General features: G+C 58.8%; 18 protein-coding genes. 11 read left to right on the forward strand and 7 right to left on the reverse strand.

Annotated elements, in window-relative coordinates; genetic code table 11:
- Positions 1–87: 87 nt before the first annotated feature.
- The 3 genes from HMPREF2562_RS07285 (at position 88) to HMPREF2562_RS07295 (ending at position 2,976) form a co-directional block, all read left to right on the forward strand.
- Positions 88–879: a lysophospholipid acyltransferase family protein gene (locus HMPREF2562_RS07285; protein WP_049170252.1), complete on the forward strand. Its 792-nt coding sequence runs from the start codon at positions 88–90 to the stop codon at positions 877–879.
- Positions 880–1,030: 151 nt separating this feature from the next.
- A complete protein-coding gene (locus HMPREF2562_RS07290; RefSeq protein ID WP_016423018.1) occupies positions 1,031–1,522 on the forward strand; it encodes a polyadenylate-specific 3'-exoribonuclease AS in 492 nt (163 codons plus the stop codon).
- Between the two features lie 68 nt (positions 1,523–1,590).
- On the forward strand, positions 1,591–2,976 hold the full coding sequence (locus HMPREF2562_RS07295) for a class II 3-deoxy-7-phosphoheptulonate synthase (RefSeq protein ID WP_049182155.1): 1,386 nt from the start codon (positions 1,591–1,593) through the stop codon (positions 2,974–2,976).
- Positions 2,977–3,048: 72 nt separating this feature from the next.
- Here HMPREF2562_RS07295 and HMPREF2562_RS07300 read toward each other — a convergent pair whose 3' ends face one another.
- A complete protein-coding gene (locus HMPREF2562_RS07300) occupies positions 3,049–5,421 on the reverse strand; it encodes a PASTA domain-containing protein (RefSeq protein WP_049190490.1) in 2,373 nt (790 codons plus the stop codon).
- A gap of 79 nt (positions 5,422–5,500) precedes the next feature.
- Between HMPREF2562_RS07300 and HMPREF2562_RS07305 the strand changes: the two genes are divergently transcribed.
- Entirely contained in the window at positions 5,501–5,875 is a 375-nt protein-coding gene (locus HMPREF2562_RS07305) for an Rv2175c family DNA-binding protein (RefSeq protein WP_005510311.1), read from the forward strand.
- Positions 5,876–5,905: 30 nt separating this feature from the next.
- Here HMPREF2562_RS07305 and HMPREF2562_RS07310 read toward each other — a convergent pair whose 3' ends face one another.
- The 4 genes from HMPREF2562_RS07310 to HMPREF2562_RS07325 all read right to left on the reverse strand — a co-directional run bounded on the left by HMPREF2562_RS07310 (position 5,906) and on the right by HMPREF2562_RS07325 (position 11,427).
- Positions 5,906–6,886: a phytoene/squalene synthase family protein gene (locus HMPREF2562_RS07310; protein ID WP_016423016.1), complete on the reverse strand. Its 981-nt coding sequence runs from the start codon at positions 6,884–6,886 to the stop codon at positions 5,906–5,908.
- Between the two features lie 6 nt (positions 6,887–6,892).
- Positions 6,893–8,509 carry an alpha-(1->6)-mannopyranosyltransferase A gene (locus tag HMPREF2562_RS07315; RefSeq protein ID WP_049190488.1) on the reverse strand — a complete coding sequence of 539 codons (1,617 nt, stop codon included), beginning with the start codon at positions 8,507–8,509 and terminating at the stop codon, positions 6,893–6,895.
- 86 nt (positions 8,510–8,595) lie between these two features.
- The gene (gene crtI / locus HMPREF2562_RS07320) at positions 8,596–10,296 is read right to left on the reverse strand and encodes a phytoene desaturase family protein (protein ID WP_048731199.1); all 1,701 of its coding nucleotides are present in this window, start codon (positions 10,294–10,296) and stop codon (positions 8,596–8,598) included.
- An 18-nt stretch (positions 10,297–10,314) separates the two neighbouring features.
- Positions 10,315–11,427: a polyprenyl synthetase family protein gene (locus HMPREF2562_RS07325; RefSeq protein WP_049170256.1), complete on the reverse strand. Its 1,113-nt coding sequence runs from the start codon at positions 11,425–11,427 to the stop codon at positions 10,315–10,317.
- A gap of 66 nt (positions 11,428–11,493) precedes the next feature.
- Between HMPREF2562_RS07325 and metF the strand changes: the two genes are divergently transcribed.
- Positions 11,494–12,480, forward strand: a complete 987-nt coding sequence (metF, locus tag HMPREF2562_RS07330) for a methylenetetrahydrofolate reductase [NAD(P)H] (protein ID WP_016423012.1) — start codon at positions 11,494–11,496, stop codon at positions 12,478–12,480.
- Positions 12,481–12,483: 3 nt separating this feature from the next.
- Here the strand turns inward: metF and HMPREF2562_RS07335 are convergent, their stop codons facing one another.
- Positions 12,484–13,158, reverse strand: a complete 675-nt coding sequence (locus tag HMPREF2562_RS07335) for an LppM family (lipo)protein (protein WP_049170257.1) — start codon at positions 13,156–13,158, stop codon at positions 12,484–12,486.
- Positions 13,139–13,729: a GNAT family N-acetyltransferase gene (locus HMPREF2562_RS07340; RefSeq protein WP_049170258.1), complete on the reverse strand. Its 591-nt coding sequence runs from the start codon at positions 13,727–13,729 to the stop codon at positions 13,139–13,141. Before HMPREF2562_RS07340 ends, HMPREF2562_RS07335 begins: the two co-directional genes overlap by 20 nt.
- Positions 13,730–13,935: 206 nt before the next feature.
- Between HMPREF2562_RS07340 and HMPREF2562_RS07345 the strand changes: the two genes are divergently transcribed.
- From HMPREF2562_RS07345 to HMPREF2562_RS07370, 6 genes are all read left to right on the forward strand, one after another.
- Positions 13,936–14,424, forward strand: coding sequence for an SAV_6107 family HEPN domain-containing protein (locus tag HMPREF2562_RS07345; RefSeq protein WP_049170259.1), 489 nt, complete (start codon positions 13,936–13,938; stop codon positions 14,422–14,424).
- Positions 14,425–14,654: 230 nt separating this feature from the next.
- On the forward strand, positions 14,655–15,098 hold the full coding sequence (locus HMPREF2562_RS07350) for a DUF3040 domain-containing protein (RefSeq protein ID WP_016423008.1): 444 nt from the start codon (positions 14,655–14,657) through the stop codon (positions 15,096–15,098).
- Between the two features lie 708 nt (positions 15,099–15,806).
- On the forward strand, positions 15,807–16,238 hold the full coding sequence (gene mraZ / locus HMPREF2562_RS07355; protein WP_005510286.1) for a division/cell wall cluster transcriptional repressor MraZ: 432 nt from the start codon (positions 15,807–15,809) through the stop codon (positions 16,236–16,238).
- Between the two features lie 260 nt (positions 16,239–16,498).
- Complete coding sequence (gene rsmH / locus HMPREF2562_RS07360) at positions 16,499–17,539, forward strand: 16S rRNA (cytosine(1402)-N(4))-methyltransferase RsmH (protein ID WP_070545614.1); 1,041 nt, start codon at positions 16,499–16,501, stop codon at positions 17,537–17,539.
- Positions 17,540–17,603: 64 nt separating this feature from the next.
- Entirely contained in the window at positions 17,604–18,419 is an 816-nt protein-coding gene (locus HMPREF2562_RS07365) for a cell division protein FtsL (RefSeq protein ID WP_049190478.1), read from the forward strand.
- Positions 18,420–18,760: 341 nt separating this feature from the next.
- Complete coding sequence (locus tag HMPREF2562_RS07370) at positions 18,761–20,671, forward strand: peptidoglycan D,D-transpeptidase FtsI family protein (protein ID WP_049190475.1); 1,911 nt, start codon at positions 18,761–18,763, stop codon at positions 20,669–20,671.
- Positions 20,672–20,702 lie beyond the last annotated feature (31 nt).

Genomic DNA, 20,702 nt, shown 5'->3' on the forward strand with positions numbered 1-20,702 from the left:
ATTGCAGGGGAATTCGCCCGCGAAAAGGTGGGGGAATGGCTGCGGAGATGGATCGTCGGACCAACTGAACCTGTATAGTTTTAAACTGTGAATAATCGCTGGTACAAGTTCTTTAAGTACATCCTCATTGGCCCTTGGCTGCGGATCTATAATCGCCCGTACTACATCGGTGGTGAGAAGATTCCTCAGGAAGGTCCAGCGCTGATGGCGTCGAACCACCTTGCTGTGATGGATCACTTTTTCTTCCCACTGGTCTGCCGTCGTCAGCTGACGTTCCTGGCGAAGGCGGAGTACTTCACCACGCCGGGCTTTGTCGGCGGTATCCAGAAGTTCTTCTTCTCCTCGGTGGGGCAGGTGCCGATTGACCGTACCTCTGGTGATGCAGCTCGCGATGCGCTGAACGCCGGCTTGAAGGTGCTGTCACGCGGTGACCTGCTGGGCATTTCCTTGGAAGGCACCCGTAGTCCCGATGGTCGACTGTACCGCGGTAAAACCGGTGCGGCACGTGTCGCGCTGGAGGCCGGTGTGCCGGTGTTCCCAATGGCGATGATTGATACGGAGAAAGCCAACCCGATTGGTTCGTGGATTCCTCGTCCGGTGAAGGTCGGCACGATTATCGGCGATCCGATTGATCCGTCGGAGTACAAAGCCAAGTACAGCGATGAGTATGAAGCGGCCAGGGCACTGACGGATGACCTGATTAAGGAAATTCAGAAGCTTTCTGGTCAGGAATATGTCGATGCTTACGCGACTGATGTGAAGAAGTCCTTGGAGGCCGGCACCGGCTATCCAGCGGGAACCGAACCGGGTGGAGAGCTCACTACTCCGGCTCCGGGGCCGAAGCCGACCCCTCGTCGCTGGTTCCGACGCGCTCGCTAGAATAATTAGGCGCAGATAGTTTTCGCGACAGTGGGGCTGCACACTTCCTATGGCGATTCGGTGCATGGGTAAGATTTGCTCGGTAGGGCTCCACGGTCTTTTGGTCGCGAGGTAGCCGACGCGAGGCCGAGGCTGGAGAGGATTCCACACCGTGCGTTATTTTTATGACACCGAGTTTATTGAAGACGGCAAGACTATTGATCTTGTCTCCATCGGTGTCGTAGCTGAGGACGGCCGCGAATACTACGCGGTGTCTACCGAGTTCAATGAGAGCAAGGCCGGCCCGTGGGTGCGGGCCAACGTGCTCAATCAGCTGCCCAACCCCTCATCTCCGCTGTGGAAGAACCGGGACACGATCCGCGAGGAACTGCTGGCATTTTTCACCGAACCCGGTACGGGCAGCCCAGAGCTGTGGGCTTGGGTAGGCGCCTACGATCACATTGCGTTGGTGCAGCTTTGGGGTGATATGACCAAGCTGCCGCAGTTCATGCCACGTTATACCCGTGAACTCAAGCAGTACTGGGAGATGGCGGGCAAGCCACGGTTGCCGAAACAGACTGCAGGTAAGCACGACGCGCTGGCAGATGCCCAGCACAATCTGCTGAAGTTTCAAAAGATTGCACAGAAGTTGCCGCTTGATTAAGCAACGGAATTCGAATATTTGGTGACCTGACTAACACCCTTCTGGCAGGGGCACTACAATGAACTTCTGTGAGTTGGACTATTGATCTCCCTGTAGATGACCTGCCCGATCTGCCACCGCTTCCCGGCGACATGGCTGAGCGCTTTGCTGATGTCGTATCCCGCCAAGCCCTACAGCAGCCAAGCTGGGATGCCCGCGCCGCTGCTAACGTGCGTCGCATTCTCGAATCGGTGCCGCCAATTGTGGTCGCGCCTGAGGTTCGTAAGCTTCGTCAGGAGCTTGCCGACGTCGCTAATGGTAAGGCCTTCCTGCTGCAGGGCGGTGATTGTGCGGAGACCTTTGAGTCCAATACTGAGCCGCACATTCGCGCCAATGTGAAGACCTTGCTGCAGATGGCCGTTGTGCTGACCTACGGCGCATCCACCCCGGTTGTAAAGATGGCTCGTATCGCTGGTCAGTACGCTAAGCCGCGCTCGAAGGACATCGACGGCGACGGCTTGCTTAGCTACCGCGGCGACATGGTCAACGGCGTTGAGCCGACTGAAGAAGCTCGAGTTCACGACCCAGCTCGAATGGTGCGTGCTTACGCCAATGCGTCTGCGGCGATGAACCTGGTACGTGCACTGACAGGTTCGGGCACCGCTGACCTGCATCGTCTGCACGAGTGGAACCGTGAGTTCGTCAGCAACTCGCCGGCTGGTGCCCGCTACGAGGACCTGGCACGCGAGATTGATCACGCACTGCGGTTCATGGCTGCCTGTGGTGTTGCGGACTCGAACCTGCAGACCGCGCAAATTTACTGCTCGCATGAGGCACTGGTTGTTGACTACGAGCGCGCTATGCTGCGCCTGTCTGAAAACGATGGCAATCAGGAGCTGTTCAACCTCTCCGCGCATCAGCTGTGGATTGGTGAGCGCACCCGTGGTATTGAGGACTTCCACATCAACCTGGCTGCCATGATTGGCAACCCCGTCGGTGTGAAGATTGGCCCGACCACCACGCCGGAGGAGGCTGTCGCTTACGCCGACAAGCTCGACCCGTTCTTCCAGCCTGGTCGCCTGACCCTGACTTCGCGTCTGGGCAATGACAAGGTTCGCTCCGTGCTGCCTCCCATCGTTGAGGCTGTGGAAGCTTCTGGTCATAAGGTCATTTGGCAGTGCGATCCGATGCACGGCAACACTTACTCGGCCTCCAATGGTTACAAGACCCGCCACTTCGACCGCATTGTCGACGAAGTTCAGGGCTTCTTCGAGGTGCACCGCTCGATCGGCTCGCACCCGGGTGGTATCCACGTGGAGCTGACCGGCGAAGATGTCACTGAGTGCCTCGGTGGCGCGCAGGACATTTCCGATGTCGATCTGCCAGGCCGTTACGCATCCGCCTGCGACCCGCGTTTGAACACTCAGCAGTCGCTGGAGCTGGCCTTCCTGGTTGCCGAGATGCTGCGCAACTAGTTGCAACCAGCTCAGCTAGGTACAACTAGCCCAGCTAGTGCAGCACCGCACTCAGTAGAGCGCCGCACTTTTTTACAGAGTGCTGACCGAAATGCTGTCACCCGCCGTGGCCTTAGCGCCCGGTCGGGGTGACTGCAATACGATGCGATCGTCATCGTTCGCAGAGCCGTCGATGTCGAGCTGAAGATGCTGTTTCTCCGCTTCACGACGTGCCTGCGCAACAGTTTTACCCAGCAGCTGCGGAACCTTCACTGCTCTGGACACGGTCAGCGTGACAGTCGCATCATTGGGGTTAACCAGACGACCTGCACTCGGTGAGACTGCGTCGACACGGCCGTAGTCGCGCGAGGAGGAGGACGCGTCCTTTACTTCGCTTACCTCAATGCCCTCGCGCTGCAGTATTTGGCGAGCAGTATCTTCCGACTTGCCCACTACATTGGGCACTTCGATGCCGTTGTTAATGGTCAACGTCACAGAACTACCGCGTTCGAGGCCAGTGCCTTCCTCAGGAGACACGGAAAGAACCTCTTCCGGCTCAGCAGAGGAGGAGAACTCCGCCGATACCTCCCGGACTTCCAGCCCGGCCTTGCTCAACAGCTCACGAGCTTCATCCTCTTGAAGCCCCACGATTTTTGGCACCTTCACCGGTGCTGGCCCCTTGGAGTAATGCACAGTCACAACTGAGCCAACTTCGACGGTCTGTCCTGGAGCAGGAACCGCATATACCAAGCCGCCGGTGGAGACATCATCGGAAAAGACGGGGTCTCCGACCTCTTCTTTCAACGTCCGCTTAGCTAGGGCAGCACTGAACACTTCCTTTGAGTGGTTCGCGGGATATGCGGGCACAGTCGGGCGGCCGAGGCTGACCAGCACGCGAACATCATCACCGCGGACAACCCGCGCTCCAGCCAGGGGGTCCGAGCCAATAATCTGGGACACTGCGACATCGTTGTCGTAGCGCTCATCAACCACCGGTTCAAAGCCCGCCTCACTGATTGCGGTCATCGCCTGTGGTTGCGACAGCCCAGTGATAGAGGGCACTTCGCCGTAACGGCCAGAGCCCAGCCACCACGCGCCAAGCCCCATGCCCAACGTGGCAACCAGGGCGATAATCAGCCACAATGCACATCCACGGCGCGTCCGCTGTCGGGTAGCTCGACGGCTCTTAGGCGTCTGAGTCTGAGCAGATCGCGGCTGCGGATGCTGTGGGTGCTGTGGGCCCTGAGTGTCCGGCGGCAGCGGATATTCCGGAGCGCCTGGAACGTCGGCTGGTACGAGAGCTCCACCAGACGGCTCCGGGGATTCCCAGCCAGGGGGGTTGTACTCGTCATAGCGATCGAAAGTGCGTGTCCGCCCCGCATCCGGGTCGTCGAAATCATCGAAAACGTTTGGTGGTCCCGGTGGTCGGGAAGAAACGGGGCTACCGGGTGCGTCCGTCGAGAAGCCATAGCCGTCGTGACCGAAGCGCTCGGGTGCCGTCTCTGCGGTGCCGTGTCTGTCATCGAAATGGTCGTTGCCCGGTCGGTGGAAGTCCTCTGTGAGCCCCTCCATGGCGGCAGCGTTGGCGGCTGCTGAATTGACGGGCGACGGCACGCGGAATGGTGGCAGCGCGAGTTTGTCCGCAATGTCTTCGAGTGCGTCACCGAATTCCTCGGCCGTCTCAAACCGATCCTCCGGCCTGCGGGAACAAGCGCGGGCGACCAACTCGTCGAACTCCTCGGGAACGCCGTCGATGAACTCCGAGGGTGGCGGGACATCTTCGTTCAATCGCTTCATGGCAACGCCGAGCGAAGAATCGGCGATGAATGGCGTGGTGCCGGTAAGCAGCTCAAAGAGCAAAATACCCGCCGCATACACATCGGATGCAGGGGAGATGGATTCACCCGTGACCTGCTCCGGAGCCAGATAAGCGACGGTGCCGACGATGACCGAGTTAGAGGTCACCTTGGCATCAGCGGCCGCGCGCACTAGACCGAAGTCCGCCAGCTTCACTCGCCCGTCCGAGGCAATCAGCACATTTTCCGGCTTGATATCTCGGTGCACCATGCCGCGGGAATGCGCCACCGATAGGGCGCGCAGAACTGAGCGCATCACGACGGCAGCTGCATGCGGAGGCATCGGACCGCGCTGACGGAGCAGTTCGCGGAGGGTCCCACCGTCGACGAATTCCATAATGAGGAAAACATGCCCCGCCGGGTCCGTGCCCTGGTCGTAGACGTTGACAAGCGACTCGTCATTGAGGTGCGCGACCGCGCGGGCCTCACGTTCGAAGCGGATGCGGAAAGACTCGTCGTCGACAAAACGCGGATCCATGACCTTTGCGGCCACCCTGCGATCGAGCCGCAAATCGGTGGCGCAGTACACGGTGCTCATGCCACCGTGTGCGATGGTGGCTCCGATGCGGTAGCGACCATCGAGAATCTGCCCCTCGACAAGCTGCGACATAAACCAGCCTTCCCTGTTCCAATCAGTTGCTTCTAATAAGTATATGGGGACGTACCTACTGCAAGGCCAACGCGCTAAAGTGACCAGTGTGAGAAAGATTCCAACTTGCCACGATGTCCTGAGCGCCGACGAACCCACTCTTGCGCTGCCCGATGCCGCTGACCTCATTGGCGTCACCGTCACTCGAATTCACGCGTTGCTGCAGGAGGGTCGCCTTATTGCAGTCCACCGCGACGGCATTGCACAAATTCCCGCCCGCTTCTTTGAAGATGATGAGGTCGCGCGTTTTGTACCTGGCGCACTCGCATTGCTTGCCGACGGCGGCTACACGCGAGAAGAAACGCTGGAGTGGCTATTCACCGAAGATGAATCTCTGCCTGGACGTCCGGTGGACGCCCTGCACGGTCACCTTGCACGCGAAGTAATGCGCCGCGCACAGGCTATGGCGTTGTAAAGACCCGGACGGCGTCCTACGCCCGCCGTCCTACGCCCGCGATAGCTCCTGTCGTAATCGCCCGGCCACTGCTGTGAAAAGCAGCGGGAGGGCGATTTTTGCTTTTCGAGCGCGTCCCACTTGAGCGCGTTGCGCAAAGACGTTGTAGTTCATGCGCTCAATTTCGCCGAGAATGTCTGAGTAGAGAATCTCCGCGGCACGGATAGCCTGACGCCCTGGCACCTCTAACATGTCCACGCCGCTGCTGGCTTCGGCATAGAGTGCGCGGTTGCGAGCGATGAAGAAGGCCAATGCCTGACGTACCGCCGGGGTCGTCTGTCCCGTGGCGGCACAGTAGCCGATCTCCTCGGTACCCACTCCGAAGGCCTCCCACTCATTCAGTGGTAGGTAAATACGGCCACGGCGAAAATCCTCGGCGATGTCGCGGAGGAAATTCGTCACCTGAAAGGCTTTTCCCAGGAGCTCTGCGTAGGGAGTGGCTTCCTCGCGGGAGACCCCTGCGCGGGTGCCTAGGATGGGCATCATCTCAAGGCCGATGACTGCTGCGGAGCCCCACATATACGAGTCGAGTTGCTCCCATGTTTCAAAATGCGCAATGTGGCACGATGTGTCGGGCACGTCCATCAACATGGAGTGAACAAAGTCCGCAGAGAGCTGTGGATCGATGTCGTAGTCGCGAAAAGTCTGTGCGGCCGCCGAGATGACGGCACGGTCGCGGTCGCGGTGGACGTCGTCAAGCGAACCGATGACGACAGCTGAGTGGAAAAGCTCGCTTAAACGTGTGACCGTGGCTTCGATGTGCGTGGGGGAGCGGTCGGCGTCGGCGGGGCAGTCGACGTAGTCATCGACGATGCGTGCCCAGGCGTAGAGAGACCACACCGCACGCTGTTGGCGGGGTGCCAATAGTCGCGTGGCCAGGGAATACGTGCGACCGTGGGAGGCCATAATATCGCGGCAGAGCTCGTAGGACTGTGGCAGCGCGATGGTCGAGAGAGGCTGTGGGGTGGGCATGGACAACTATGCGACCTCGGTCGACCGCGACAGGGGCGCCACCGTGGAATCCGTGTCTGCGGCGGTTTTATCGTCACGCCACGGGTACTTCCAGCTGAATTTTCCAGTGGTCAGCCAGCCGACGGCCAGCCAGCCGAGAACGGTAATGATAACCATCCAGGGCACGTCGTAGAAGCGGTGATTGCCGCCGCCGGCGAAGGACAGCGACAGGATGAATGTGAACAACACGGTGCCTTGAACCACCCATCGTGGCGGGCGAATCGTTCCCATGGGAGTCAATAAGCTGGCGTAGTACCAGGGAAGTGCCACGGCATTAAATACGCAGGCCACCACGTAGGCGGCAATCATGCCAGCGACATTGTTACGAGGGGTGGCTCGGAAGTAGAACCAGGAGATCACGAGTCCCACCAGCATGATGATGGAGGAGACCACGCGTGTGTGGCTGACGATGACATTGAAACCGATGTCGTCGTTGAACCACGCCGTGACGCCCGAGATCACACCAGCGACCGCTGACGGTGCTGCCAGGGGGTTAATCACCTTGGTATTGCCACTGATCTCGGAAATCCAGCCCCAGCTCGAGCCGGTCAGCCACGTCACCACTGCAAGCGTGCCGACGCAAACTGCGACCAACACGATGCCCACACCGGCAATCGCCGGAATCTTGCGCAGCATCTCTTGAACCGTGGCGATGGGCTCGCGCCTGGTCAACACAATCCACACGACGAAGGGCAGCGCCAGGACAGCGGTGGCTTTCAGCGCGACGCCAATTCCGATGAGGACAGCAGCGACCAGGCCACCCCGCATGCGCTCCATGTGCAGTGCGGCGACTAGTGCCAGGCTGACCAATCCGACCATCAGTGCCTCGTTGTGCATACCCGCAATCAGATGCAGTAGCACCAGTGGATTGAGCACACCGAGCCACTGTGCGAAAGCCGGATTTGCTCCAAGCTCCCGGGCGATTCGCGGGATCGACCAGACAATGGCGGCGAAGCCCAGCAGACACACAATGCGGTAGAGAATCACGCCGACGGTGATGTTGTCGCCGACAATCCGCGTGATGACCTCGCCAATTCCCAGATGCAGCGGGCCATACGGGGTGGTGGTATTCCGCCAATCTGCGGATACCTCCAGCAGCATCGGCCCTGGATTGGCTGCAGCTCCCTCAGTGTAGGGATCAAACCCATCGCGGACCATCGCGCCCTGCATGAGATACGAATAGACATCGCGAGAGAACAGCGGTGCGGCCAGCGCGAGGGGAATTGCCCAGGCCATCAGGATTGAATTGAACCGACGCAACGTGGACTCATCGCCGCCAGCGTTCGCTGGAACCGCAGCGTCTGCTGCGTCGCCATCATGGGCAGAACCGGCCACAATGTCCCGGATGGTCCCCTTCGAGAACAGCAGTTCCCGCCCGATGCGCAGCCACGAGATAAGCAGCAGGGCGATACCTACCCAAATCACAATCTCACAGAAAATCTGACCGTGACCGTAGGTGATCCAGTCGAGTCCCAGAGCGTGGACAAGGCCGCCACGGTAGCGATTCGCACCGGAACCGTAGGAGCCCAGAGCAATGAGGATGCCACCGTAGACACCCAGCTGAGCACTCCGCGATAAATTCATGTCAACCTAAACAATCGATACATTGCTGATGCATTAATCCTAGTTGGTCAGTGACCACCGGCAGACATCCGGGAGACATTCATGAGCTAAGGCGTTTCAAACCGCTGTGCCGCAAGTCGTCCCGAAATCATGACCGTCGGCACGCCAACCCCCGGCACCGTCGTCGATCCCGCCAGCGTCAGATTCTTTGGCATCTTCGGAGAGAAGTTGCGGGGACGGAACGGCCCCGTCTGTCGGAACAGATGCGCCAGCCCAAACGGCGAGCCAACGCCCATGTCGCGTTCTTGCCACTGCTGAGGGGTATCGATCCGACCGACTCGCCACTTCGTAGAAATCCCGGTCAGTCCGCGCCGCTCCAGCTCAGCGGTTATTTTCGCAACGTAGTCCCCACCGATTCGTGACCAGATCAGATTGGCCGACTGCAAGTTGGGGCACGGCGCGAGCACACTGACGGGCTCCCACTGCACGCCGTTCGCATCTGTGACAATACGCTCCGGCGCGCTCACCGCAGGCCGGGTGACCAGCAATGATGGGTCCGACATTAGCTTTCCATGACGCGGTGACGAGATCTCCTCAAAGGTTTCGTTCCACTTTTCGCCAAACGAAATCAGGTGATGCCGCTTCGGCCACGTCGCAGTCTCCGAAACCGGAATCAGCCCGTGCGCCACCACCGCCGATGGAGAAAATCGAACTGGGAACAACCGTCGCGCTCCCGTCCGCTTTACGACGCTCCGAAGGCCTCGCCGCTTCGATGAGCTACCGGCGGCAGAGGTAGCCGCGTCGTGAAGCCAGCTCTGCACCACAGGTAAATCGGTCGTAGCGATGACGGCATCGGTGGGACGCTCGCCAGTTGCCGTGGTGATGGCGGAGACAAAGCCTGCTTCGTCAACTTTCAGCCCAGTGACATCAACGCCGAAGTCGATGGTTCCGCCAGCTCGACGGACGGCCTCGGCGAGCAACTCGCTGACGGCGCCTATACCCGAACCAAATGCGGGGGAGTGCGGATAGTAAACCCCCATCGAGGTATCCATGTGGGAAATGCAGCCGTAGACCGCACGGGCCTTAGCGGGAGGCACACCTGCGTAAAGCGCCTGGAAGCTGAAAACGCGAGCGAGATCATTATCTCCGAGGAAGGCACGAATCTTAGGTTCGAGGGCGCCGAAGGCACCGAGTCGGAGGAGCGTAGTGAGGTCGCGAAGCGCGCCGGGCCCGGTGAATAGGTCCGTAACGCGGTCAAAGCTGCGGGACATGAAGTTGTCGAAGCAGGCATTGAAGAGAGTTTGCAGCCACGTGCGAAGTTTGCGGTAACCGGCGACGGTGGAGTCAGAGGCACCGAAGCGCGCGAGTTCATCGGCCATCATGTCTTCGTTGGAAAACACGTCGAGTCCGCCGCGGGTGGCAAATTCCGCACGGTAGGTGGGCGTGATTGGGGAGGCCGAAAAACCCGGGTCGATATCGCGCGCGTAGAGGCCGACGGCGGCGAGGGCATCGTCGACAAGCGAGGGCATGGTCCATACAGTTGCGCCAGTGTCGAAGACTGCGGTGAGCGATTGCTCGTCGATATCGACTGTGATGGGTTCACTGGCGCAGCGTCCGCCGACGAAACTTCCCCGCTCGACAACGGTGACATCGTAGCCATCGGCGATGGCGTAGAGCGCGGCGGTAAGTCCGGACAGGCCTGCGCCGATGATGGTCAGTCGTGGTTTGGAGCCCTTATGAGGACGAGTGACCGCACGTCGCAGACGCGGGGAATTAATGGGGGCACGAGTGGGGGAAGCAGCGGGCATGACTACGCAACACCTGGTCTAATGCTGACGAGCGGTGGCGCGAACGCCCATAGCAATGAGGTTCTCGCGCGACGTTGCAGGCAGGTCGGCATTCTCGATAGTGGAGAAAGCGCGGCTGGTCAGGCGGTCAATTTCACGTTCGACGGCATCGGCAGCGCCGGAATCAGCGATGAGATTTCGTAGCTCATCAATATCTGCAGCAGACGAGACCGCTCCCAGGCGTTCATCGATAAAGCGGGCCTTTTCAGGTGCGGAATCGAGGTAGAGGCTTAAAGCCTGGCCGACCAGTACGGTTCGCTTGCCCTCGCGGAGGTCATCGCCGGCAGGCTTGCCCGTGACTTCGGGATCGCCGAAAACACCCAGCTGATCGTCGCGGAGCTGGAATGCCACACCGATATCGCGGCCGAAGCTGCGGTAGGCCTCAACCAATTCCGCTGGGGCGCCGGCAATCGCAGCACCAATGTGGAGCGGCCGCTCGATGGTGTAGGCGGCGGTCTTGAACAGATTGATTTTCTCAGCGGTCTCGACGCGACTGTCCCGGCTGGCTTCGGCCGTGATATCGAGCAGTTGGCCGCCAAGTACTTCAGTGCGCATCGCCCGCCAGGGGACAAGTGCGCGGGTTAGCGCCTCCGAGCTGAGGCCTGAAGAGTGCATCATGTCATCAGCCCAGGTCAGGGCGACATCGCCAATGAGAATCGCGGCGGAAATACCGAAGCGGTCGGCGGCTCCATTCCAGCTATTGGCCTCGTGCTTGGCCTCGAATACCTTGTGGATAGTCGGTGCGCCACGGCGCGTATCAGCGTCATCGATGATGTCGTCATGAATGAGTGCGCAGGCTTGAATGAGTTCCAAGGCACTCACCGCGTTCATCACAGCCAGGGAATCCTCGGCTGGGGAGAAACGGCCTTCGAGGCCGCCTGCCCCCAACCACCCCTGCCAGGCGAAGGCTGGACGCACGCGCTTGCCCCCATTGAGGACGAAGGAGTGGAGCGAATCTATGGCCTCGGTGTACACCGCATCGACCGACGCGACATCGTCGCCACGGCTTTTGAGGTAATTCTCCAGCGTTTTGGTAACAGTAGCTGGTACTTCGCGGGGCTGTAGCGCGGCCAAATCCAGTTCTTCGCTCATGTGAGCCTCTCGTCGATGACGGGTAATGCTGACTCAAGAATAGGACACCGCTTAGTATGAGTGACTATGTCCTCAACAATGCCACTGTCGCCAGGCCGCCAAGTGACAATCCGCCAGGCGCTTTCAATGCCGAGCGCGGGCAGTATTCCCTTCTCGGTCGAGTTCATGCCCCCGCGTGACGACGCGGCCGAGGAACGTCTTCTCCGAGCAGCTGAGGCTTTCCATGATCTTGGTGCCTCCTTTGCATCCGTGACCTACGGCGCCGGTGGTTCTAGCCGCGACCGCACCCTGCGAATCGCCCAGCGCGTTTCGAGGCAGCCGCTTACAACGCTTGTGCACCTGACATTGGTAGAGCACACTGTCGACGAGCTGCGGGAAATCCTGCGCTCTTATCTCAGCGCGGGGCTGACGAATCTGCTCGTTCTGCGTGGTGACCCGCCGGGAGACCCGCTTGGCCCTTGGGTGGAGACCGAGGGCGGTCTGCACTACGCCAGCGAACTGATTGAGCTAATTAAGGCCGAGCCGGAGTTCGAGAAATTTGAAATCGGCATTGCGTCGTTCCCGGAGGGACATTACCGCTCGCCGGATTTGGACCATGACACGCAGTACACGCTGGCCAAGCTGCGCGCGGGAGCCGAATACTCGATTACGCAGATGTTCTTCGATATTGAGCACTACTTGCGCCTTCGAGACCGCCTGGTGGAAGCCGACCCAGTGCACGGTGCCAAGCCCATCATTCCGGGGCTGATGCCGATTACATCGCTGCGCTCAGTGCGCAGGCAGGTTGAGCTCTCCGGGGCACAGTTGCCATCCGATTTGGAGGAACGCCTGATTAAGGCAGCAGATGGTGACGAGCAGGCCAATAAAGATGAGATTCGCAAGATTGGTATCGAGTTTTCGACCAACATGGCAGAGCGGCTCATCGCCGAAGGCGTGCCGGGGCTGCACTTTATGACTATGAACTTCGCTCGCGCCTCCCAGGAAGTTTTGCACAACCTCGGCATGGCGCCCGAATGGGGCACCGGCCAGGATATGCTGCGCGGCGGTTTTTAATTGCTAAAAGTCCTGCATGTCGCGAACTCTTCGCGCCCACAGGACACCTAGCACTGAGGCTAGGACACCGGCGGCTGTGGTCACACCGGCAAATAATAGGAATTGATTCCGCTTGGTGGATCCAGCCGGCGACGAAGCCCATACATTATGGTTCTCGCCACTGGCGAGCTGCCATTCCACCTTGTTCGGTTCGGTCTGGCGGCCATTGGAGTCAGTAACCTGCTCCGGGAACGCGACGACGAAATCAACCTTCGCGCCGGGCAGGTGAGTCAAATCCATGTGGCCGTTCATCGAAATCTTGCCGCCACCGGTACGGTCTAGGTCGATGTCTACGCGATCGTCGGAAAGCTGTCGGAGCGTATCGGTGAGTTCAATGAAGTGCAGCTCGTTGAACGAGACTTCCATCTTTCCTGTGGAGGAGTCGATTACTCCCTGCGAGACGCGGTCGGAGAGATCTTCCGGTACTTGCCACTGCTCAAATTGGGAACGGACTTCCTCCGTGGGTGTTACGTGAATTGTGCCCGAGACTCTGTCGTCGCCGGAAATGGTAATGCCAGCCTGTGCGTCAAAGCAGCCGCTGAGCGGCAAGATGGCGGCAATTCCGGCCATTGCTGTGGCAATGCGCAGAGGCGAAAGTCGTTGACGTGGTGTGGAAGGTTCACTCGGTGATGATGTCACGGGGAAGATCTACTCCTAGAACTGCGAAGGGACGAGAGTCCCCTGTGAAATAAAAGTTCCTTAAAACATCTTTGAAACCAAATTGGCGGTAGAGCTGCCATGCCCTATTGGCCTCATTCGGGTATTCCGGGGTTGACAACAGAACTCGCGTCTCCGGGCGGGAATCGACCAACTCGTGGAGCAACCGTTTACCGAGTCCCCGCCCCTGAAAGCTGGGGTGAATGTGAATCTCAGACAGTTCGGCGTAGTTGCCCAAGAGCTTGACGACGTCCGGTAGCGAGCGCCCGTCCATGAGCAGTCCATCTCTTACCTGGCGATACCACCAGTGCGTGTCCAATCCTGTACGGCAGTAGCCGATGCCGACCAACCTGCAGCGCGGGTCGCGGAGAGCGTGGGCAGGGGAGAGCTCTTCGGGGTGAGCTATGGCTGCAGCAGCCATGAAGCCGGGTTGAGTGGTTTGCTTCTGCCATTCGTGGAGACGACCGGGCAAGATCGCGGGGTTGTACTGCATCGCGGTGATGTAGAGAGCCACTGCTTCTTGCAGGCGGAGATTGAAGTCTCCTGCTGTCATCGGAACCACGCTGTATTTCACAGTGACCAGATTAGCGACTTAGACGAACTTAGTTGTGAGATTACTGCAATAACATCGAGTCGAACAGTTGTGCGAAAGTATGCCTGGCGTAGTCCGGGGTTGGGGATAGATTGCAGTCAATCCCGCTAAGGGGAAGCGGAAAATCCGTGCTCATGTGAATGCTGTGTGAAAGGAGAAGCAGGGTGGTGGCAAGGTCGAACGTGGTGGAGTTTAGGGCGATTTCGCAGTCGGGTTTGGTCGCCCCGGTCGGTGTCTCAAGGCAATCGCTGGAGCTGCTGGGGCGGGCAGAGGCTCTGCTAGCGAATGCTTGGAATGCCAGCTCTGATGAGATGTTGGAGCTTTCCTACTGTGCGGCGCTGCGTTGCGCAGGCGCGCTGTTGAATCGCGACGATGTGTCGGTGGCTGGGGGTTCTGGCTCGGGCGCTCGTTCGGGCTCGGTAGTTAAGCGTCGTCGTTCGGCAACACAGAGTGCCTGGTTGCGTTTAAAGAAAGAGCAGCCCGAATTTGATAGCTGGGTCACCAAGTTTGAGCAGTTCACCGCGCTGCGTGAGGAAGTCCGGTTGGGTATTTCGCGTCGCATTGACTCTCGGCGGGCGCAGGAGTTGTGGGATTTAAGTTGTGCATTCTTGGGGGCTGTCCGGGCTGAGCTGGGTGTTCTGTCCGCGGCTGCGTAAGCCGGTGGGGGCGTGTTAGAGCGTTGCTTTCCTAAATAAATGGGGGATTGTTCGGATTCATGGAACAATAGAGGTGAGTCGCCCGTTGAAGGGGTAAGAATGAAGCTAACGGACGCCGCGTTAGCAGCACGTGGCCTGTAATTAACTTTGTTGTATCGGCATTGTTAGTTGAGGGGTCAAGGCTCGCCAGTATCGCGGTGGGCAATGCTCAAGTAGGCGATGGAGGAATTGTGGGACTATCTGAGCACGAACAGCGGATGCTCGACGAAATCGAGTCTGCACTCTACGCTGAGGATCCTAAATTTAGTTCGACGATGGCCGGAAATGCGTTCAGCTTTCCGGAGGAAAACAGCGCACCTCGTGGGTTTTCCATCCAGGTTTTTGCGCTCATGCTCCTCGGTCTGCTGATGTTGATTGGCGGCGTCGCTCTTTTCTCTGTGAGCAATTGGTTCATTGTGTTATCGGTTGCCGGCTTTGGCCTTATGTTCGGTTCCGGCGTTTGGGCTCTGACCGGCGCCGGTAAGCAGGAGAAGGCTAGTTCTGCTTCGGGGCTGAGCTTTGGAAAGTCTAAGTCCGGGGCGGCAAAGAGTCGTCGAGGGACCTCGGGTAGCCGTGGCTCCTCTGGTGATTCCACGTTGGAATCGCGTTTCCGTGGCCGCTTCGAGGGGCGTTAGGGGATAAACCTCAAGAATTAACAAGTGAGGGCAAGCCAGCGATGGCTTGCCCTCACTTTTTTGTTTTTCTAGACGTGAATCGTCTCCACAAGATCTCACCCACTTTGCCCCACCCCGAGTCCCCACTTTCCCCCACTTAGCTATTGGGATGGAGGAATTCTTATCTGCGGTCGTTGTTGGTATCTCCGAAAGTTTGGCTCTGGCGACACAAAATTGCAGGTCAACGCACTAAGTCTGGCGACCAGGTTGAATCTGGATGGTTTTTAGCAGGTAAGTGGTGGGTAGTGGGGCGTAAACTGCTTTCTGTTAACAATGTGGTTGGTGTGGCGTCGTTATCGGCGTGGTCGCGGGTGGGTGCCCCACTTTTTATTCGCGCTTTAATTGTCGAGGTGATTCTTTAAAAGCCCAGGTCAATTGGGTTAAAATGGATGTCCTGGCGGCGGGGTTGAGCTGATGCTGTGACTATTTTTCTCCTTCTTGTGTTGATAGTGGCAGATAGTGGGGTAAAGTGGGGCGTGATGTTGATTGAGGTTGGTCAACATTGCAGAAGTGAATATCCGATTTGCGCTTAAGGTTTGGCGAGATTTTGGCACTGCGGTAAAGCGCAGCCCTCTGGCTCTGCTTGAAGGCAACGCCTAAATCCCTGAATTTGGTAAGCGTTTGTGCGTTGACATTGAGGTTGACACGGGGATAGGAGGCCAGTGACGCATGTTTCTGGGCACCTACACGCCGAAGCTTGATGACAAAGGGCGCCTGACGTTGCCGGCGAAGTTCCGCGAGGATCTCGCAGGTGGCCTGATGGTCACTAAGGGACAGGATCATTCTCTGGCGGTGTATCCGAAAGAGGAGTTCGTCAAATTAGCTCAGCGGGCTACTAAGGCCTCTCGTACGAATGCCAAGGCGCGAGCTTTCATCCGAAATCTTGCGGCGAGCACCGATGAGCAGCGGCCCGATGGTTCGGGGCGAATCACGTTATCGATGGATCACCGTCGGTACGCGAATCTCTCCAAGGAGTGCGTGGTTATCGGCTCTATTGACTTTCTGGAGATCTGGGACAAAGAGTCCTGGGAGGCCTACCAGGCGGAGCATGAAGCTGATTTCTCCGAAGGTGAGGATGACTCGCTGTTCGGCGTTTTATAAACCGCATGGAATAACCGAAAAGAGGGAATGTCCGCATGGACTCTGCCTGATAGCCCCTGGTGTACTTCCCCGATACCAGGTTCTGTCAGGCGGGGCCCTGTGAACATCCCCGCTTTTTGTTTTAAGCACTGATAGCAGCATTCCCAGTACTGCTCATGAGGTGCGGTCTGGTTGCTGGCGCGGCACTCGTCGTTAAGCAAACCGGGAATACACTCGATAGATTCTCTGACCAGTGCGAACATACCCGGTGAGGAGGGGAAATGAACGGATCGGTACCTACGGATGATCGCAAGTCCGGCGAGTTTGGTCATGTCCCCGTTTTGCTTCATCGAGTGACTGATTTGTTGCGCCCGGGCATCGAGGCGCTGGGTGACGACGCAGTAGTTGTCGACGGCACTCTTGGTGCCGGTGGACACACGGAATACCTGTTGGAGCAGTTCCCGAAGCTCTGCGTTGTTGGACTCGATCGCGATGACAATGCATTGCGAGGGGCAGAAGAACGTCTCGCGCGCTTCGGTGATCGCTTTGTATCCTTCCGTGTGCGTTTCGATTCGCTCGCCGAGGTGCTCAGTGGTGAGATTCCTGCAGCCGCTGGTGGCAGTGGCGCGGAGGACATTCTCGCCCGCGCCGCTGAGAAGGGCATTGCAGGTGCGCTTTTCGATCTCGGTGTTTCCTCGATGCAGCTTGACCAGGTCAATCGTGGATTCGCCTACCGAGTCGACGCCCCGCTGGACATGCGCATGGATGCAAGCCAGGGGATTACCGCAGCGGATGTGCTCAATACCTATTCGCACGGTGATATCGCGCGTATCCTATCGACTTACGGCGACGAGCGCTTCGCCGGCAAGATTGCCTCGGCAATCCTGCGTGAGCGGGAAAAGGAACCGTTTACGACCTCCGGTCGTCTGGTTGAGCTGCTCTACGAAACCATTCCGGCGGCATCTCGTCGTAAGGGCGGACACCCGGCCAAGCGTACGTTCCAGGCTCTTCGTATCGAGGTAAATCGTGAGCTTGAAGCTCTGGAAAATGTGCTGCCGCAGGTCTGCGATGCACTCGCAGTCGATGGGCGTGCAGTGTTCATGAGCTACCAGAGTCTGGAAGACCGCATCGTCAAGAAGGACTTTGCGGAGCGCGTGAAGTCGACAACCCCACCGGGGCTCCCGATGGAGCTTCCGGGGCATGAACCGCACTTTGCTCTCATCACGAGAGGTGCGGAGAAGGCGTCGGCAAGCGAGATCGAAGACAACCCCCGAGCCGCACCGGTGAGAGTTCGCTGTATCGAGCGAATTCGAGCCGATTGACCCAAACCTTTCAACCGCACCAAACGCACCCTTAACGATCTAAGTACTGGGAGAACTTTCGAGCATGGCAACGACAATCACGGAGCACGCCCCCACCCGGCGCACCTCCCGCGGCGCATCTGCAACCGTCGCCGGTGCCAAGACGAAGACTCGTCAGCGCGGTCGCAGCGCCCGCACGAAACAGGATCTTTATCAGCGCAGGCGGTTTGGGCGCACAGGTTCTCAGCAGGTCATCTCGGTGCGTGGGCGTCGCGTTACGACGTCCTCGAGGGATAACCACAAGTTTGCCGGTGCGGCCGTGATGATCATTCTCGTCGTTGCCGGAATCGTGGCGGCGATGTGGCTGTCGGGTATTTCGACCTCGACATCCTTGCAGCTGGATGCTGCGCAGACCAAGGAAAAGGAGCTGCGTAACCAGCTGGAGGTGCTCGAGCGGGATGTTGCTTACATGAAGTCAACCGGTGCTATCGCGCAGCGTGCTGTGGAAGAGGGCATGGTCAATCCGGAGCAGCCTGCCGTTTTGACGACTGATCCGGAAGGCAAGGTCGTGGAAGTGCGACCGGGCGATGAGAAGCAGCAGAAGATTATCGACCTCAACAGTGAGTCGCCGAATGTTCCGCATGCGCCGTCGTCGAACCCGAAGGACACCGAGAATGTTCCGGGGATGCAGGCACCGGCCATTGAGGAAGCGCACCCACGTCCGAACGGGTTGCCGGCAACCGCTCCGTATGCGCCGCAGAACCATGAGCCCGCACCAGCACCTGCGCCGGCTCCGGCACCCGCGCCTGAGGCTGAAGCGCCAGCGCCAGCCCCAGAAGCGCCAGTCGCGGCGCCGGAAGCACCGGAAGCTCCGGCACCCGAGCCAGCTCCAGCACCGTAGGAACTTAGAAAACAAACTGGGCCAAACTGGCCAACTGTCCGATATTCTGGCGGTTCCACTGTTTCTGGTCAGTCGACTGTAGACTAATTAATTCAGTACTCGCGATGGCAGGGAATACCGCCTAACGTTATCGCGCGCGGGAGAATCGACTTAGTAGAAAGCACTAGCGCATGATTCGATCTGAAGACGACTACCCCAACCGTGGAGGGGGGTATGACTTCGGCGAACGTGCTTACCGAATTACATCCCGTGAGCGCAGAGGCCAAAGTCGCGTTCGGGATGGTCAGCGCAGCCGGGGGCTCGATGCTAAAACCAACCGAAGCGTGCCCCCGCGCGAAAAAATGCGCATTAGTAATAAGGACTTCATCCGACGTCGCAACTGGCTGCAGTTTATAGGCGCTATCGCAGTTGTAGTGCTGGTCTCCCGTTTGGCTTGGGTGCAGCTCGTCGCAGGTCCTGACCTGTCGGCGGCGGCGCAGAATCAGCGCACGGTGGAAGTTGTTGATGCAGCTCGGCGCGGTGCGATTCTCGATCGTAACGGAGCTCAGCTTGCCTTCACTATGGAGGCACGCAGTATTACCGTTCACCCGAACACTTTGCGCAAGTGGATTGGGGACGCCCATAAGCAGCGCCCGGATGATGTCGCTACCTACGATGAACGCCTCGAGCAGATCGCCAAGGATTTGCCGAAGCTACTCGACGTGGCCGACATCGACGCGGAGAAGTCGGGAAGCAGTCGCCGTCGTCAAGCGGAACCCGAAACCGAGGAGAACTCGGTGATGAGCGCGCCGTCCCGGGTGAGCTCGAAGGACATTCTGGAGAAGCTGCGCAATGAGGACAGCACCTATGAGGTGCTCGTGCGTAATGTCGACCCGGACAAGGCCGCTGCCATCGTGGAAAAGTATCCGGAACTGGTGGCGGAGCGTCAGGATATTCGCCAGTACCCGAATGGGGCGACGGCGGCTAACGTCATCGGCAAGATTGGCATGGATGGCGTCGGCCAGTTCGGCTTTGAAGCCTCTCGTGATGCCACTTTGCAGGGTATTAACGGTGGCAAGACCATTGATATCGCCTCTAACGGTGTGGCAATCCCGGGATCCACGCGCGATGTCCACGCAGCTGTGGACGGTACGACTTACGAGCTGACCCTGGACCTCGACATGCAGTACTTTGTCCAGCAGCAGGTCAACCAGGCGAAGGCCAACTCGGGAGCGAAGGATGCGTCGGCAGTCGTGCTCGACGCGAAGACCGGCGAAGTGCTTGCAATGGCGCAGGCGGACACGGCTAACCCGAATAAGGATATGGGGGCCGAGCTCGAAGAGGGGCGCACTATCGGAAACTCCGCTGTATCGAACCCATTTGAGCCGGGCTCTGTAGCAAAGATTATTACCGCAGCGGCCGCTATCGAAGACGGCAAGACCACACCGGATGAGGTTCTGCAGGTTCCGGGCACGATTGATATGGCGGGTGTCACCGTGCGCGATGCATGGGAGCACGGCACGGAAGCTTTCACGACGACCGGTGTATTCGGCAAGTCCTCCAATGTCGGCACCCTAATGCTGGCAGAGCGTTTGGGTCAGGACCGCTTCGCTGAGATGCTGCATCTCTTCGGGCTGGGGCAGTCCACGGGTATCGAGTTGCCCAGTGAATCTTCCGGCTTGGTGCCGCAGCGTCCGCAGTGGTCCGGCGGTACATTTGCGAACCTGCCCATTGGTCAGGGTATGGCCATGACACTGCTGCAGATGACAGGAGTTTTCCAGGCAATCGCCAACGATGGCGAGCGCATCCCGCCGCGTATGATTCGTTCGACAATTTCCCCGGACGGCACGAAGACGGCAACAGAGCGCCCGGAAACAGTGCGTGTGGTTAGCCCGGAGACCGCCCAAACTGTGCGCGCCATGTTTGAAGGCGTTATGCAGTCTGATCCCACGGGGCAGCAGTCGGGTACCGCTGCCGGAAATAGTATTGAGGGGTATTCGCTCACAGGCAAGACAGGTACGGCGCAGAAGGTTGACCCCGACACCGGCGCGTACTCGAATTCCAAGTACTACATCACGTTTGCAGGCATCGCGCCTGCCGACGATCCCCGTTTTGTCATTGGCATCATGCTTGACGAACCCCAGCGTGGTGTTCATGGTGACGGCGGTCAGTCAGCAGCCCCACTGTTTAAGGACATCGCCGCTTGGGCGCTTAACCGCTACAACGTACCGCCGTCGCCACCCCGCGAAGGCAAGTTGTTGCTGCAGCCGTAACGAGGTCACCACCACAATGAAGTTACCGCGA

The organism is Corynebacterium sp. HMSC077G07, from assembly GCF_001809225.1.
Classification (GTDB): domain Bacteria; phylum Actinomycetota; class Actinomycetes; order Mycobacteriales; family Mycobacteriaceae; genus Corynebacterium; species Corynebacterium jeikeium_D.